This window comes from Vreelandella vilamensis (assembly GCF_031451755.1).
GTDB classification, from domain to species: domain Bacteria; phylum Pseudomonadota; class Gammaproteobacteria; order Pseudomonadales; family Halomonadaceae; genus Vreelandella; species Vreelandella vilamensis.
The window spans coordinates 1-14911 of record NZ_JARWAN010000039.1 but is presented as its reverse complement, the minus strand read 5'-3'; the positions used below and the strand labels follow the sequence as shown (position 1 = coordinate 14911).

The window sequence follows — 14911 nt, the reverse complement described above, 5'->3', positions numbered from 1 at the left end:
GTCTGGACTTCAATCGTATAAAATCCCGACCCGACTTCGACGAGATATGTCACTACGGTGCTATTGCGTCATGAAACTGTCCGAACCATTGGTTGCTGAGAGGTTCGAAAAAAGAATTGACCCTAAGCCACGGACTCTCGAACCTGTGCTATCCGCACTTTGGTACTTCTCTTTCCAAGTTTCGCTTGCTGAACGCTTTTCCCAGTCACAAAGCTCGTTCCAGGTCCGATAAGAAACTGAGAGCTTATGTAGTGCGTTCATCCCATGAACTCTGGTCACTTCAAACTCATCGATTCTCATAACGGTTTGCATAACGAGCCCCAACTAGAACAAATAACAGTTGTATTATATAGCATGCTTGATATTCCACTTGAACGCGCATGCGCGTTCAACAATGTTATGCTGCGCGCTCGACCGCGCCTATCCTATTGAAATCCCTATACATTAAGTATAGCTCGGCAGCATAACACCAATCATCGTGCATGCAGTATATCCCCGATGAATGTGCCTGCTTCCTTTGCCGCCATGTCGGCTTTGGGTCAAAGCGTCATTTACTCTATTCCTAATTAAACGCCACCCTGCCCGCTATCGCTTCCATCCCTGCAATCGGCTGCTCGTAGTTCCAGGCAATATCTTTATTGTCGCCCAGCGAGAAATACACCGTATTGCCTTTAAACGGGCAGTGAGTCGTTGTTTCGGAAATCGTCAGCAAATCCATTCGCACGTCGTCGCGAGGAATTATTGCGAGGCGGGTGGCTTTGCTCGCGGAGTTCGAGGGTGTTGGTGCCCTTTACAACTTCCACAAGCAACGTGCCATCAACATGCGCTTGCATGTGCTGGTTGGTGGGGTGAAGCGTTATGCGCTGTGCATCCTGCATTGTGGTGCTCCCTGCGGCGATTTTCGCTCTAATGATTTCAGCCTAGCAGCTAAAGTAGATTGAGCCCATCCATGGTCCATTCGTTTTTAGTCGGTAGCGGGTGGTGGTATAGGTTAGGCCTTCTTCACAAACTGGGCGGTGACCATCATGTCGCCAGCACCGTCGACTTTGCAGTCTAGCTGGTGGTCCTTGCCTTCCTTGAGCCGTTTGATCACGGCTTTTGTGCCAATCTTGAGCACGAGAGAGCTGCTTTTCACTTTGAGGTCTTTGATCAGCGTGACTTTGTCGCCTTCGGCAAGCTGAGTGCCGTTGGCATCTTTGACGGTGACTATATCTTCGGCGGCGGCCTCTTCAGGGTTCCATTCATGGGCGCACTCGGGGCAAATGAACAGGCTTTGGTCCTGGTAAACAAATTCAGACTGGCAACGGGGGCAAGGCGGGCACGACATAAGTAATGGCTTCTGTGGTTTGATTAGCGGCTTATGATACGGGGCCTTGGTGGCCTTGGCGAATGGTGCCACCGCCAATCAAGGTCGCCCGCCCTGTCTATTGCGCCGGTGGGAATTGGTTGGCATTGGTTAAGGTACATGGCCGGTAATCACAGGTTGTATCGCCCCAGCGCTTCCAGACACTGTCGTCGATTGAAATATTGACCGCCGGTTTCCCCTGCAACCCTTGCGAATATTGTCGGTAAAACCGGCCGTCTTCCGGCTTTCCAAGGCGTTTGAATTTGGCGTAAAGCCCCATAAAAACTCGGCGAACGAGTCTTTTGGTGCTGTCTTCCAGGCATCCTCAGCCACGTCATATTGATCGACTTTTAGGCCAGCCTTTTCCGCCTTGCCTAACATCCAGCTCAGCGGTATGTCGGCCAGGGTGTCGTCAGCGCCATAGCCGCCGCCTACATTGGCGTGGGCGCCAATAAACCAGCGCTGCTCTACGTCAAGGTTACCGGTTTTTGGCTTGCCATCCGTGCTGGTCCAGAGCGAGACGTTGTAGGTCGCTCTGTGTTCGTCCAGCGCCACCGCTTGATAGGCACGATCGACAATGCTGGAAAGTGCTGTATCGTGCCAGGCGTATTTATTTCTAAACAGGTGGGTGCCGGGCACGCCAAGAGCGCCAACGGTATCCCAGATGCCCAGGAAGTGAATCCTCGGCTCGCGGCTGAAGCTTTTCGACACCCGGGTTATAGCCAAGTCGCAATAGCGCCCTCTCAGCGTAGCGGAAGGAGATCAACAGCGGCTTCCCGCCTGAATTGGACTCTCCCGGCGATGGAGGTATGATCCTGGTCGGCATTTTCATTTCTGTCGGCATTTTTATGCTGCGGGTATGCCAGGTCGAGGTCGCTTTTGTCAGCAAACGCTCCCTCATATCAATCATCACGCATGGGGAGTTCCTATGATGACCGACACCACAACGCATGACACCAATACACTCTTTATCGAGATCAGCGGCGCCGGCTTGCCGGAGGTCGATGGTCTTTATGTCCCTTCAGAGGCGCCGCCCGCCAAGTCGGAATCCGGCACGGTTTCCAGCACGGGGTTCTGGAACGGCAAGATGGCCTGGGACCGCGCCGATGGCAAAGCGGCCCGCAGCCCGGCTATTTCCTACTCGAACAGCTACAAGTCCTGGCGTATTAGCCGTCTCGATGGGCATCTTGCCTATGAACTAACCTGCGACGACGAACTACCGCCCACCGACCGGCCTTGGAACGTGTATAAAATGGGCGTTGCGCCTGCTCCCAAGGTGGTTATCCATCACGTTGACCCGCGTGAGCCCTGCCCGGCGCCCAATGTGGTTTTCGTACTGGGCGGCCCGGGTGCCGGTAAAGGCACCATGTGCGAGCTGGCCGACATTCAACTGGGCTGGACGCATCTCTCCACGGGTGATTTGTTGCGCGCCGAACAGCAGGCGGGTGGCCCGACCACCGAGGTCATCAAGGAATATATCGCGGCGGGCAAACTGGTCCCCAACGAGATCGTCGTTCGCCTGTTGAAAGACGCCATGGAGCGCACCACACGCACCACCGGCAAACGAAATTTCCTGATTGATGGCTTCCCGCGCTCGTTGTCCAACCTTGAGGCTTGGTACGAGGTTTTTGGCCGAGAAATGGAACTCCCGACCATGCTGTACCTTGAATGTCCTTACGAGGTTCTCGAACAACGTATTCTTGGCCGCGCTCGCTATTCTGATCGGGCCGACGACAACGTCGAGGCCATGAAGCTGCGCTTTAACACCTTCAAGGCGGAGACATTGCCCACCGTCGAGCTGTTCAAGGGTGAAAACAAGTGTGTCGAAATCGACACCAGCCAGGATCGCGAGGCGGTGTATGAAGAAATCTGCAAACAGCTTGCGCCCTTTACCGACCCGCAGTTGCTAGCACAACCTTACACCGAGAAAGCGGAAATACTGTTGGGATTGAAGCCCTACCCAGCCACCGAGTAAGACGGCCCCGTGCACCACGGGGCTATCGCATTTAAAAGCCGATGCCCAGGCGCAACGCCTGGAGGCTATCAAACTCGACACTGACCTCGTCAGAAAACACCGGGTGCCCCTGCACGGCCATATCCACGGTCGCTTGGGCACCGCGGTAAGTAACGGTGATCGCGATATTGGCTGAAGTGCTGATCGGCGCCGTTACCCCGTACGTCACGTCATCGACGCTAATAGCCGACAGCCCGCGATCCTCCAGTTGCTGTTCAACTTCCTGTTTCACGGCAACGCCGTAATAGACATACAAGCCAGCGTACGCAAGCGCCAGCACGATAATCAGTGAAAAGAGCTTTCCCATTTAAAATCCTTGGTGATGGTTGCTATTGCGCAACGTCCTTGTGGCGAGGAATATCTTAGCTTTCCCGCTGTTCAAATTCTTCTGCCGCTTGTACCGCCTCTTTTTTAGACGTGTGCTCGCTGACGACGACCTCGTTTTCCGGTTCTGTTTCGTCAATGACATTCCAGCCGATGACGTTCAAGTTAAGATCATCAGCTTCATAGATCGGCTCGATGCGGGCCTGCTTGTTGTTTGCCTTAGGCATAAACCCTCCTTTAATTAATGTCGCCACCATGAAAAATCGTCGATGGCGATACGGTCAAGCCCTCCGGGTGCCCGGCGGTAAAGCCGGCGAGCAGAAGGCCGTGGTTTGCATCACTCAGAGCATCTGGGGCAGAAAATGCCGCTGGTAGTCGATGACCTCGCCAGCCACCATAAAGACACCGTCGCCGGTATAGTGCAACGTTTCAGGGTACGCGGGGGTCGGCTCCGCTCGGCCAGCCACTACCTCGAAGATGAAGAAGTTGTAACCCTCGACCAAGTGGTCATCACGCAACCGGCATTCAAAGTTGGCGTAGCACTCGCGCACGCCCGGTGTGGCGATCTGCTCGGAAGGCTCAGGCGTTAGGCCAAAGTACGCAAACTTGTCGATCTCGCGGCCGCTGGTGTTGCCAACGCCCACCACCTCATCCGTTAGCGCGGTAGTGGGAACGTTAATCACGCACTCACGGCTTTGGCGCACCAGCTCGAAGCTGCGATTGCCCGCCGAGATCAAACAACCCAATAGCGACGGCGTAAAGGACATGATTGTATGCCAACCCATGGTCATAAGATTGCGTTCGCCTTCGTGCTGCGACGAGACCAGCACCACAGGGCCAGGCTCCAGATAACGCCGCACTCTATCCAGGGCGACGTCTTCCTTCGTGTGCTCGTGCATCCTGCCCTCCTTATTCACTGGCTGTGAATTCACTGACTCGAAAACACATCGGGCCATTGGGCCAACATCAAGCCGTGTTCGACATGTCAGTTGCCTTGGCCGTCAAGTCTTAGCATAGCAGCTGCCTTTTGGCACACGGCATGAAGGCGACATTCACCGGCACAGGTGGAGCCATTTTCTTAGACAAAGGTGATTCAAGCGCCCTGACGACATTTAGCACCAAAAGCGTCTACTTTTTTTCAGATTATTAACCACAAAAACTACTTAGGCCTTTTTTACCCATATTTTCACTTATTTAGGCCACATCAAATAAGCAAAAACTTATTTTTCAGATAGTTAGCAAAGTCGTAATAAAAATACGGTTTAACTACCATTTTTTTGACTTAGATCAAATTTATGGAAATAAGCATTCGCGTCTAATCTTATTCACTTATACGGTTTCACGTTACTTATACATTCTCACGACAAGTTTCCTGCTTCCGTCACGCGTATGTCCATTTTATAGGACCTCCGCGACGCTATTCTCGGCCTTAATGGCACCGAGTCAGTGACTGAACGCAGGCGCGACTTAATTCACCTTACGCTGGAGTACACATGCGCGACAATGGGCCGGTAACGCAGACGAACTACCCCCTTTCTGACGATGACGTCCTTATTTCCAAGACGGACACCCAAAGTCGCATCACTTACGCGAACCAACGCTTTATCGAGATCAGCGGTTTCACTTACGCAGAACTTAAGGGCGAGACACACAACATCGTGCGCCACCCCGATATGCCGGAAGCCGCCTATAAGGACTTCTGGGATACCTTGAAAAAGGGGCACTATTGGAGCGGGCTGGTCAAGAACCGGCGCAAAAACGGTGACCATTATTGGGTACGCGCCAATGTGGTGCCCTTGCGAGAAGGCGGCAGGGTTCAAGGTTACGCCTCGATACGCGTCAAGCCCAATGAGGACGAGGTTCGCCTGGCTGAGGAGGCCTACCGCGATATCCGTGAAGGCGGCAAGCGCTACACGGTTTCGGAGGGCAAGATCTATCGCACGGGGCTGCGTAAGCACTTGCAACGCTTCAAACCCGACAGCCTTGCCGCCCGCCTGGGGGCCACCAGCCTTGTCACGCTGTTACTGCTGGGTATCACTGGTATTGGCGGGGGCTACATTATTCATCAACAAACACTGAATAAAGATCGCGCCGAACTTCGCCTGGCGGCCTACGCGCTTGAAGGCAGCATCAATCAGGGCCAAGCCACCCTGCAGGCCGGTGTTGACCCTCGCGCTGAGCTCAGCCCAAGAGTGGCGGCCGACCAGGTGAGCGAGGCCGCCGAGACCCTTGAGCAAGAATGGTCAACCTTCAAGCGCGACCTTGATAACCGTCAGCCCAATGTCAGTACGGCGCTTGACGAACGCATGCAGCGCTTATTTACCAATGTGATGCCCGAGGTCGCCCGTCACCTGCAAGCGGATCGCACCGCCGACGCCCAAGCCCGTTTCTCGCAGTTCATCCAACAAGATGCCACCGCCCTTCTCAATGAGCTCGATACCCTGCAGCAGACCTTGACCCAGTGGAGTGAGAGACGCGCGTTGGATGTGGCGTTTGAGAACCAATTGGGCAGCATCTTTGGGCTGATCGCCGTGGTCGGTGGCCTGTTGATTGCGTTGGTACTGTGGCGCATTGGCCGTTACATCCGTGTATCGCTGCGTCAGGCCAACGACTTTACGCTCCAGGTGGCCGCCGGCAACCTCAAAGCCGATTTGCCCCGGGCCAGCCAAAACGAGGTTGGCCAGACACTGCGTTCGCTCAATTTCATGCGCAAGTCGCTTAGTTTCTTGATCGGTGAAGTCAACCAACGGGTCGGTGTGGTGCGTCCCTCGATCAAAGAGCTACTCGAGAATAACCAGGCCATGGGCAGCCGTATCGAGCAGCAGGCCTCGGCCGTACAACAAACCGCGACCAGTTCCGAGGAAATTTCCTCGACAGTTGCCCACAGCGCCGACAACGCACAGCTGGCAAGCGACGCGTCAAGCGGTAACTCTCGCGAGGTCGAAGAGGCCGGCCGCATCATGCAGACCCTCGGCCAATCGATGAACGACATCACCCAGCAAGCCAACAACATGGCGAGCATCGTCGGCACCATCGATTCTATCGCGTTCCAGACCAACATTTTGGCGCTCAATGCGTCAGTGGAGGCCGCCCGGGCCGGCGAGCACGGCCGTGGTTTTGCCGTGGTTGCCCAAGAGGTGCGTAAGCTTGCGAGCCAGTCAGCGGATGCCGCCAAGCAGGTACAGACCCTCATTCAGCAGACCCAAGGCAGCATCCAGGAAGGCGAAAAACGTACCGTTGAAGCGGAAGAGGCCATGGGGCGCATCCGTGAGGCGAGCCAGCAGGTCAACGACCTAATGGGCGAGATCAGCGCGGCCTCCAAAGAACAAAACCAAGGCATCGGCGAGCTCAGTCAGGCGATTTCCGAGATTGACCGTGGCACTCAGGAAAGCTCAGGCGCCATGCAGAGCTATAACGCCTCCACCCAGGCGCTGCAAAAGGAAGTGCTTGCACTTTCTCATAGTGCCCGCGCCTTCCAATCAGAAGCGGCGCCAAACGAACGGACAAATGAGCAAAACCTCCCCGCGCCTAAGCCGCAAGGCACATCGCGAGCGCTACCATCCTCGAATCGCTCAGCCACAAAGACGGATGATTGGGAGTCGTTCTAAGTCGCACATTGATGCCTCCGTGTGAGGCATCAGTTGCATGCGTCGCCCTATTACGGAGTGCTTTTTCTCATGCAACCACCTAACTTTCCGGAAGACGAGCTTGAGCGCCTAGCGGCGCTCCACGCTCAAGGGCTTCTGGACACCTCTGCCGAGGAGCGCTTTGATCGCTTGACGCGCATCGCTCAGCAGGCGCTGGGCGTCTCGACGGTGCTGGTCTCCCTTATCGACAGTGACCGCCAATGGTTTAAGTCGCGACAAGGGCTTGCGGCGAGCGAGACACCACGAAATATCTCTTTCTGTGGTCATGCTATCTTAGGACGGGCGTTATTTGAGGTGCCCAACGCCTTGGAAGATACGCGCTTTCACGACAACCCTCTGGTGACCGGCGCGCCCTTCATCCGCTTTTACGCGGGCATGCCGCTCTATACCCCAAGCGGTTATGCCTTGGGCACGCTCTGTTTGCTCGACCCAACCCCGCGCGAGCTCGACAACAGCGAGCGGCAGCTCCTTACCGATCTCGCGGCCTGTGTCGAGGCGGAAATTAACCAGCAGGCCATTGACCAAGTGCGCGAGCGCGCCGAGCAAATGAAGGGGGAGTTCGTTTCGATGGTCAGCCACGAGCTTCGCACCCCGCTAACCTCGATCTCAGGGGCGCTTGGGCTTGTCACCAGCGGCGTGTTGGGCACTTTCTCCGCCGAGGCCAACCAAATGCTGGCAATCGCCCACAGCAACAGCAAGCGGCTGACATTTCTGATCAATGACTTGCTCGATATGGAGAAGCTCTCCGCCGGCAAGATGCGTTTTGACCTGAAGCCTGAGCCTCTCGCGCCGCTGGTGTACCAGGCCGTTGAGGCGCTTGCGACTTACGGCCGTGAGCGTGAGGTGGCCATTACGATCCAAGAACCGGTGGCCAACGCGACCGTCACGGCGGATGCCCAGCGCTTGCAGCAGGTACTCGCTAACTTGCTCTCCAATGCCCTGAAATTCTCCCACGCGGGAGGGTGCGTGGTACTCAGCGCCGAGCACAAAGGCGACGTGGTCGAAATCAGCGTTCAGGATGAGGGTGAGGGCGTTCCGGCCGCGTTCCAGTCGCGGCTGTTCGAAAAGTTTGCTCAGGCAGAAAACATTGATACCCGCACCCAGGGCGGCACCGGGCTAGGGCTTGCCATCAGCCGCGAGATCGTTGAGCGCATGGGCGGCGAGATCGGTTTTCACTCCGTTGAAGGCAAAGGCGCTCGGTTTTATTTCACTCTGCCGGTCAACGCCGGTTCTGATACCGTCTCTTCTCATAGCGCACAGCCAACCACTAAGGCGACTGCAACGAAAGCCACCACGGCAGATAAAAACGACTGGCAAATATTGGTCATTGAAGACGATCTCGACCTACCCAACGTGCTTAAGGCCCAGATGGGCGAGAACGCCACGGTCGAGAAGGCCTCCACGCTCGCCGAGGCGAGAGCCCTGGTAGGCCTTGAACGCTTCGATGTGATTGTCCTCGACATCGGCATGCCAGATGGCAGCGGCTGGACCCTAGTGCCCGAGATTCGCGCTTACCAACCCAAGGCACGCATCGTCGTGCTCACCGCTCAAGAGGTCTCCATGGCCGAGGAAATCGAGGTCGATGAAGTGCTACTCAAGACGCGAGCAAGCCCCGAGGCACTCGTCGCCGCCATCGGCAGACCGCTGAACAACGATCGTAACAACGAACGTAACAACCCGGAGAGCCCTTCTTGATGCTTGAGCGAATTCTCTGCGTGGAAGACGACCCGGATATTCAGGACGTCGCCAAACTAGCCCTTGAAACCCTTGGTGGCTTCAAGGTGACGCTCTGCAGCTCCGGTGCCGACGCGCTAGAGAAAGCGGCGGCGGTGGCGCCGGACATGATTTTGCTTGATGTCATGATGCCCGGCATGGACGGCCCCGATACGCTAACCGCTCTGCGCCAAAAACCGGCATTGGCCGCGGTACCGGTGGCGTTCATGACCGCTCGCGTGCAACCCGAAGAAGTCGCGCGATACCACGCCCTGGGCGCCTGTGGCGTGATCGCCAAGCCCTTTGATCCGATGACCCTAGCCAACCAAGTCAAAGCGCTTTGGCAAGAGGCAACATCATGACCACACCGCAAGAAGCCCTTGAGGCCCTGCGCCAACAGTTTCGTGACCAGCTGCCCGAACGCCTGGAAACGCTAAGCCGACACTTGCTTGTGCTTTCGTCTGAGACCGACCCGTTAAAGCGCCAAGCTGAGCTTGAAACGCTTCATACGCTGTCGCATCGCCTGACCGGAACCGCCGGCACTTTTGGCATGCCCGCGCTTTCTCAAAGTGCTCGCGCCCTGGAAAAGCTCGTCACCCGCGAGTTAGCCGATGAGACTCCGCCTATGCCCTCCCGGCAATCCGCGCTCCAGGATGCCGCTGAAAACGTGCTAGCCGTGGCACGCCAAACACTGGCGAATAACGCGCCGACGTTAAGCGGCCCTGCTGCACCCGAGCCCCCCTCTGCGCATCCGCTGCTGTTTTTGCTTGAAGACGATGCCCTGCAGCTGGCTCACCTTAAACAAGCACTGGAAGAACAGGGCTATCGCGTGCAGGGTTTCCACCACGCTGACGCCTTCCGTCAGGCACTTAGCGAACCCACTGCTGAGTCGCCAGCGGTGGTCATCGTCGATATGGTGCTCGAAAACGGCACCCTGCAGGGCGCCAAGCTAATCCAAGAACTCGGCCTTGGCGGTCACGAGGGCATTCCCGCCGTGGTGATATCCGTGCGTGATGATTTGGAGGCCAGGCTGGCGGCTCTGCGCGCAGGGGCGTGTCGCTACCTGACCAAACCGGTGAACGCCACAAGTTTGGCTCAGCTGCTGGATGCGTTGAGCGGACGCTGCCCCCCAACGCCCTACCGTGTGCTGTTGGTGGATGACGACCCGCTACTGCTGGAAAGCCAAAAACTCGTGCTTGAAAGTGCTGGCATGGACGTTTGCTCGCTGGCCAAGCCGCTGGAGCTGCTTGAGACCATGGCGCAGTGGTCGCCGGAAGTCGTGGTGCTGGATGTACACATGCCTGAGGTAAGTGGCCCTGAGCTTGCCGCGATTTTGCGCGAGCGAGACAACTATCTTGAGCTACCGATTCTCTTCCTCTCCGCAGAGACCGATCTGCAGCAGCAGCTTCACGCCCTCAATCTTGGCGGCGATGATTTTCTGGTGAAACCGATAGTCCCCGAGCACTTCATTGAGGCGGTGGCAGTACGCGCGCGCCGCAGCCGCCAGCACGGCGCCATCCGCCAGCGCCTAGAGACCTCGCTCTACGAGCAGCAGCGCGTACACCTGACGCTCAATCACCACGCCATCGTCAGTGTCGGCGACAGCCGCGGTAATATCATTGAGGTCAACGATCGTTTCTGCGAGATCAGCGGCTATTCGCGCCAGGAGCTACTAGGAAAAAACCACCGCATCGTCAAATCCCGCCTACATTCCCCAGCGTTCTACCGTGATATGTGGCAGACCATCAGCCGCGGCGACGTCTGGAAGGGCGAAATCTGCAACCGAGGCAAGGAGGGCAACCGCTATTGGGTGGAATCCACCATCACGCCCTTTCTCGATGAGGCGGGCAAACCCTACCAATACGTTTCCATTCGCACCGACATTACGCAGTTAAAACAGGCTGAGCTGGACCTCAAAGCCCGCGAGGGGGAACTCACCACCACGCTGGATGCCACCCAGGACGGCATCTTGGCAGTGGCGCCCGATCGTCGCGTGCGCTTCGCCAATCATCGCTTCTGCCAAATCTGGGGGTTCTCACCCGAGCAAGCCTGCGAGGGGGCACCGGAATGGTCGCTTCTGGAACAAGCAAAGCCGATGATCCGCCAAGGTGAGCTGTTTGCCCAGCGCATGGACGCGGTCTACCAGAGTCGTGACGATTTCCATGACATCATCGAATTTATTGATGGCCGCTTCTTCGAGATTTTCTCCCAGCCGGTGATCGACGGTAATGCTATTGGCCGTGTGTGGAGTTTTCACGACATCACCGAGAGCAAACGCGCACAGGCGGCGATGGAGCATTATAAGGAGCGCCTTCGCCGCGGCCAAATGTACGCCAATATCGGTACGTGGGAATGGAACCTCCAGAGTGGAGAGCTTTACTGGACCGAGCGCGTGGCACCTTTGTTCGGATACCCTGAAGGCAGCCTTGAAGTCTCCTATGACAGTTTTATCAACGCCGTGCATCCCGAGGATCGTGCGCCACTGAATGCAGCGATCAAGGCCACGCTCGAGGAGGATGCGCCCTACGACATTGAACATCGCGTGGTATGGCCCGATGGCAGCGTGCGCTGGTTGCTTGAGCAAGGCGCCGTTTTGCGTGACGAGCAAGGTGAGCCTGTGCAAATGCTCGGTGTGGTACAGGATATCGACGCGCGCAAGCGCGCCGAGCTTTCTCTTGCCGAACGCGAATACGAGCTTCTGGAAGCCCAGCACCTTGCGCATATCGGCAGCTGGCAGTTTGACCTTCCCGAGGAGCACCGCGTCTGGTCCAACGAGATCTATCGCCTTTTGGGCTACGAACCTGGCGAGATCATTCCCAGTGCCGAGGAGATCACCGCGCACCTCCACCCAGAAGATCGTGCGCGGGTCGAGGCCAGCATGGTGCATGCCCTAAAAACCGGGGCACATGACATCAACTACCGTATCGTACGCCCGAGTGGCGAAGTGCGATATGTTCATGAACTGGCCCGGGGAGAGCGCGATAGCCAAGGGGCACTTTTGCGCCTGAGTGGCACAGTACAAGACATCACCGAACGCGTGGAAGCGGAGAAGGCCCTACGCGAGAGTCAGGAACGCTTCACCTTTGCCGTGGAAGGCGCAGGAGACGGCGTTTGGGACTGGGATATCCCTGGCAACGTCATTCATTATTCACGCCTATATTCTGAGATGCTGGGCTATGGTCCCGAAGAGTTCTCCCGCGAAGCGCACGCGTGGGAGAATAACGTTCATCCCGATGACCGGTTTCTGATAAAAGAGCGCTTTAACGCCTATCTCAAGAATCATCAGAAAGCTTATCAGGTGGAGTTCCGACTGCGCTGCAAGAATGGCCACTACAAGTGGATACTCAGCCGCAGCACCGTGGCCGAAAGCGACAGCGCGGGGCGCCCGACCCGCGTCATCGGCATCCACAGCGACATCGATGCGCGCAAGCAGGTGGAAACCGCGCTAATCCACGCGCGCGAAGAAGCCGAACGCGCTAACCGCGCGAAATCCGAGTTTCTCTCCAGCATGAGCCATGAGCTACGTACGCCGCTCAACGCCATCATCGGCTTCGGCCAGCTGCTTGAGTACGAAGAGGGTCTCGACGAAGAGGCGCAGGATAACGTCGCCGAAATTCTCACCGCGGGGCGCCACCTGCTTGAGTTGATCAACGATATTCTCAACCTGGCCAAGGTAGAATCCGGGCAATTAGACGTTTCCTCTGAGCCGGTCGCGGTGGATGAAATTGTCGAGGAATGCCTAGGCTTGGTACGCGGCCAAGCCACCAAAGGAGGCATTCAAATCACCACAGAAGCCCTGGAGGGCGCTGTGGTGCGGGCCGACCGTACCCGCCTCAAGCAGGTATTGCTCAACTTGCTTACCAATGCCGTTAAATATAACCGTGAACAGGGCCAGGTTGACGTAACGCTTGCAGCCCCAGACAGCGAACGTTTGCAAATCCGGGTAACCGATACCGGTCGAGGGGTTGCCCCGGAAGATCATGCGGCGCTATTTGAGCCCTTCAACCGGTTGGCCGCAGAGGGCAGCACGATCGAGGGCACTGGCATCGGCCTGAGCATCGCCCGACGCATGACCGAGCTCATGGGCGGGCGCTTAGACGTGGAAAGCGAGCTTGGCGTGGGCAGCTGTTTCTGGGTCGAGCTTCCTGGCGAGACGCATCAACCCATTTTCAAAGTCGTTGAGTCCCACGCGGAAACTTCCCTTCCCGACGATCTTATCGAACACCCGCCGGTGCTTTATATCGAGGATAACCCGGCCAACCTGAAGGTGATCGAGAAGCTGCTGCGTGGCCGCAGGCGTATCCAGCTGTTTACCGCGGCAATCCCCGAGCAGGGCATTATCCTTGCGCGGGAGCAGCGCCCTGCCCTAATTCTTCTCGATATTCATATGCCCGGCATGAATGGCTTCGAGGTGCTCGAAATTCTCCGCGAAGCCCCCGAGACGCGGCATATCCCAGTGGTGGCGGTGAGCGCTAACGCCATGCCGGAGGATATCAAGCGGGCAAAGCGTGCGGGCTTTAACGATTACCTCACTAAGCCCTTAGACGTGACGGCCTTTCTCGAAACACTGGACGCCTACCTGAAAACCGATGACGCAACACGCAACGCGCAGCGTTAACACCAAACGCTGTGCCGACACACTTTCGACAAGAATTGGGAGGGCTTGCTTGACGATGGCTGACTTAGACGACGATTACATCAAGACCGGTCGCATTCTCGTTATCGACGACGAGCCTGCGAACCTCAAGCTCATGGACCGGATGCTCCGCGCCCAAGGCTACCTGAACCTGCAGCTGATTGCCGACTCGCGGGAAGTGGTGACGCATTACCAAGAGGAAGGGGCGTCGCTGATTCTACTCGACATTAACATGCCGCACCTCGACGGCTTTGCCGTGCTTGAGCAACTGAAAGCGCTGAACGATCCGCTATTGCCACCGGTCATTATGCTCACCGCCCAGAGCGATCGAGAGTTTTTGCTGCGTGCGCTTTCGCTAGGCGCGCGTGACTACATCACCAAGCCCTTCGACCGGGCGGAACTCATGATGCGGGTACGTAATCAGCTTGAGGTACATCTGGCCCAACGCCTGATTCAAGAGCAGAACACCGTATTAGAAGAGCGGGTGCGCCAACGTACCGAAGAAGTCAGCCGTACGCGCCTGCAAGTAGTGCGCCGCTTAGGGCTTGCCGCTGAATACCGCGATGAAGAGACCGGCGAGCATATACTGCGCATGAGCCAGTGCTGCGCCCTGATCGCCCGTGAACTCGGGTGGGATGAGGCCCAGTGCGAGCTCATGCTACTGGCAAGCCCCATGCACGACATCGGCAAGATCGGCATTCCCGACCGTATTTTGCTCAAGCCCGGCAAGTTCGAGCCTGAAGAGTGGGAGATCATGAAGACCCACGTGACCATTGGCGCGCGCATGCTGGAGGGTGACGACTCGGACCTCATGCGCCTAGCCCAGGATATCGCCCTCACCCACCACGAAAAGTGGGATGGCACCGGCTATCCTCATGGCACCGCGGGCGAGGCGATTCCTCTCTCTGGGCGGATTGCCGCCATCAGTGACGTCTTCGATGCGCTAACGTCACCACGCCCCTACAAGCGCGCCTGGTCGGTAGACGAAGCGCTTACCCTCATCAAGGAGAACCGCGGCAAGCACTTCGACCCAACAGTGGTGGAGGCTTTCTTTAACGTGTTACCGGACATACTTGAGGTGCGCGAGCACTACCGCGACAGCAACGAAGCGTCTTAAAGCAAAATTTTTTAAAAAACTGTTCTTAAACCCGGGTTATTCACGAGGCAGGCCTGAAAACAAAAATAGTGGATGGTAATCTCTAATGTAATCAATACGTTCCGGCAAGAACACG

At 56.8% G+C, this 14911-nt stretch carries 13 protein-coding genes; 7 read left to right on the top strand and 6 right to left on the bottom strand.

The genetic code is table 11. The features are described 5' to 3' along the window. Window positions 1–562: 562 nt before the first annotated feature. Complete coding sequence (locus QC823_RS15525; protein ID WP_309657247.1) at window positions 563–718, bottom strand: DUF427 domain-containing protein; 156 nt, start codon at window positions 716–718, stop codon at window positions 563–565. 40 nt (window positions 719–758) lie between these two features. On the opposite strand from QC823_RS15525, the gene QC823_RS15520 reads away from it, so the two are divergent. Continuing rightward, entirely contained in the window at window positions 759–941 is a 183-nt protein-coding gene (locus tag QC823_RS15520) for a hypothetical protein (RefSeq protein WP_309657246.1), read from the top strand. A gap of 50 nt (window positions 942–991) precedes the next feature. On the opposite strand, the gene QC823_RS15515 is transcribed toward QC823_RS15520, so the two are convergent. Beyond that, window positions 992–1327 (bottom strand): zinc ribbon domain-containing protein YjdM, encoded by a 336-nt coding sequence (locus QC823_RS15515; RefSeq protein ID WP_309657245.1) that lies wholly within the window; start codon window positions 1325–1327, stop codon window positions 992–994. Window positions 1328–1456: 129 nt separating this feature from the next. After that, complete coding sequence (locus tag QC823_RS15510) at window positions 1457–2071, bottom strand: phospholipase effector Tle1 domain-containing protein (protein WP_309657244.1); 615 nt, start codon at window positions 2069–2071, stop codon at window positions 1457–1459. A gap of 202 nt (window positions 2072–2273) precedes the next feature. Between QC823_RS15510 and QC823_RS15505 the strand changes: the two genes are divergently transcribed. Further along, the gene (locus tag QC823_RS15505; RefSeq protein WP_309657243.1) at window positions 2274–3320 is read left to right on the top strand and encodes a nucleoside monophosphate kinase; all 1047 of its coding nucleotides are present in this window, start codon (window positions 2274–2276) and stop codon (window positions 3318–3320) included. Between the two features lie 31 nt (window positions 3321–3351). Here the strand turns inward: QC823_RS15505 and QC823_RS15500 are convergent, their stop codons facing one another. The 3 genes from QC823_RS15500 to QC823_RS15490 form a co-directional block, all read right to left on the bottom strand. Further along, on the bottom strand, window positions 3352–3666 hold the full coding sequence (locus tag QC823_RS15500; RefSeq protein WP_309657242.1) for a hypothetical protein: 315 nt from the start codon (window positions 3664–3666) through the stop codon (window positions 3352–3354). A 55-nt stretch (window positions 3667–3721) separates the two neighbouring features. Further along, entirely contained in the window at window positions 3722–3910 is a 189-nt protein-coding gene (locus QC823_RS15495) for a hypothetical protein (RefSeq protein ID WP_309657241.1), read from the bottom strand. A 114-nt stretch (window positions 3911–4024) separates the two neighbouring features. After that, the gene (locus QC823_RS15490; protein WP_309657240.1) at window positions 4025–4582 is read right to left on the bottom strand and encodes a flavin reductase family protein; all 558 of its coding nucleotides are present in this window, start codon (window positions 4580–4582) and stop codon (window positions 4025–4027) included. Window positions 4583–5176: 594 nt separating this feature from the next. Here QC823_RS15490 and QC823_RS15485 point away from each other — a divergent pair. From QC823_RS15485 to QC823_RS15465, 5 genes are all read left to right on the top strand, one after another. Further along, window positions 5177–7291, top strand: coding sequence for a methyl-accepting chemotaxis protein (locus tag QC823_RS15485; RefSeq protein ID WP_309657239.1), 2115 nt, complete (start codon window positions 5177–5179; stop codon window positions 7289–7291). Window positions 7292–7360: 69 nt separating this feature from the next. After that, on the top strand, window positions 7361–9025 hold the full coding sequence (locus QC823_RS15480) for an ATP-binding protein (protein ID WP_309657238.1): 1665 nt from the start codon (window positions 7361–7363) through the stop codon (window positions 9023–9025). Next, a complete protein-coding gene (locus QC823_RS15475; RefSeq protein WP_309657237.1) occupies window positions 9025–9405 on the top strand; it encodes a response regulator in 381 nt (126 codons plus the stop codon). The genes QC823_RS15480 and QC823_RS15475 overlap by 1 nt, the downstream gene beginning before the upstream one ends. Then, on the top strand, window positions 9402–13661 hold the full coding sequence (locus QC823_RS15470) for a PAS domain-containing protein (RefSeq protein ID WP_309657236.1): 4260 nt from the start codon (window positions 9402–9404) through the stop codon (window positions 13659–13661). Before QC823_RS15475 ends, QC823_RS15470 begins: the two co-directional genes overlap by 4 nt. Before the next feature lie 55 nt (window positions 13662–13716). Beyond that, window positions 13717–14796 carry an HD-GYP domain-containing protein gene (locus QC823_RS15465; RefSeq protein ID WP_309657248.1) on the top strand — a complete coding sequence of 360 codons (1080 nt, stop codon included), beginning with the start codon at window positions 13717–13719 and terminating at the stop codon, window positions 14794–14796. Window positions 14797–14911: the final 115 nt, after the last annotated feature.

Bases quoted from the DNA above. Each gene is read 5' to 3' on its own strand.
- QC823_RS15475 (WP_309657237.1), top strand. From the start codon at position 9,025: ATGCTTGAGCGAATTCTCTGCGTGGAAGACGACCCGGATATTCAGGAC.
- QC823_RS15490 (WP_309657240.1), bottom strand. From the start codon at position 4,582: ATGCACGAGCACACGAAGGAAGACGTCGCCCTGGATAGAGTGCGGCGT.
- QC823_RS15465 (WP_309657248.1), top strand. From the start codon at position 13,717: ATGGCTGACTTAGACGACGATTACATCAAGACCGGTCGCATTCTCGTT.
- QC823_RS15500 (WP_309657242.1), bottom strand. From the start codon at position 3,666: ATGGGAAAGCTCTTTTCACTGATTATCGTGCTGGCGCTTGCGTACGCT.
- QC823_RS15470 (WP_309657236.1), top strand. From the start codon at position 9,402: ATGACCACACCGCAAGAAGCCCTTGAGGCCCTGCGCCAACAGTTTCGT.
- QC823_RS15505 (WP_309657243.1), top strand. From the start codon at position 2,274: ATGATGACCGACACCACAACGCATGACACCAATACACTCTTTATCGAG.
- QC823_RS15525 (WP_309657247.1), bottom strand. From the start codon at position 718: ATGGATTTGCTGACGATTTCCGAAACAACGACTCACTGCCCGTTTAAA.
- QC823_RS15515 (WP_309657245.1), bottom strand. From the start codon at position 1,327: ATGTCGTGCCCGCCTTGCCCCCGTTGCCAGTCTGAATTTGTTTACCAG.
- QC823_RS15485 (WP_309657239.1), top strand. From the start codon at position 5,177: ATGCGCGACAATGGGCCGGTAACGCAGACGAACTACCCCCTTTCTGAC.
- QC823_RS15495 (WP_309657241.1), bottom strand. From the start codon at position 3,910: ATGCCTAAGGCAAACAACAAGCAGGCCCGCATCGAGCCGATCTATGAA.
- QC823_RS15480 (WP_309657238.1), top strand. From the start codon at position 7,361: ATGCAACCACCTAACTTTCCGGAAGACGAGCTTGAGCGCCTAGCGGCG.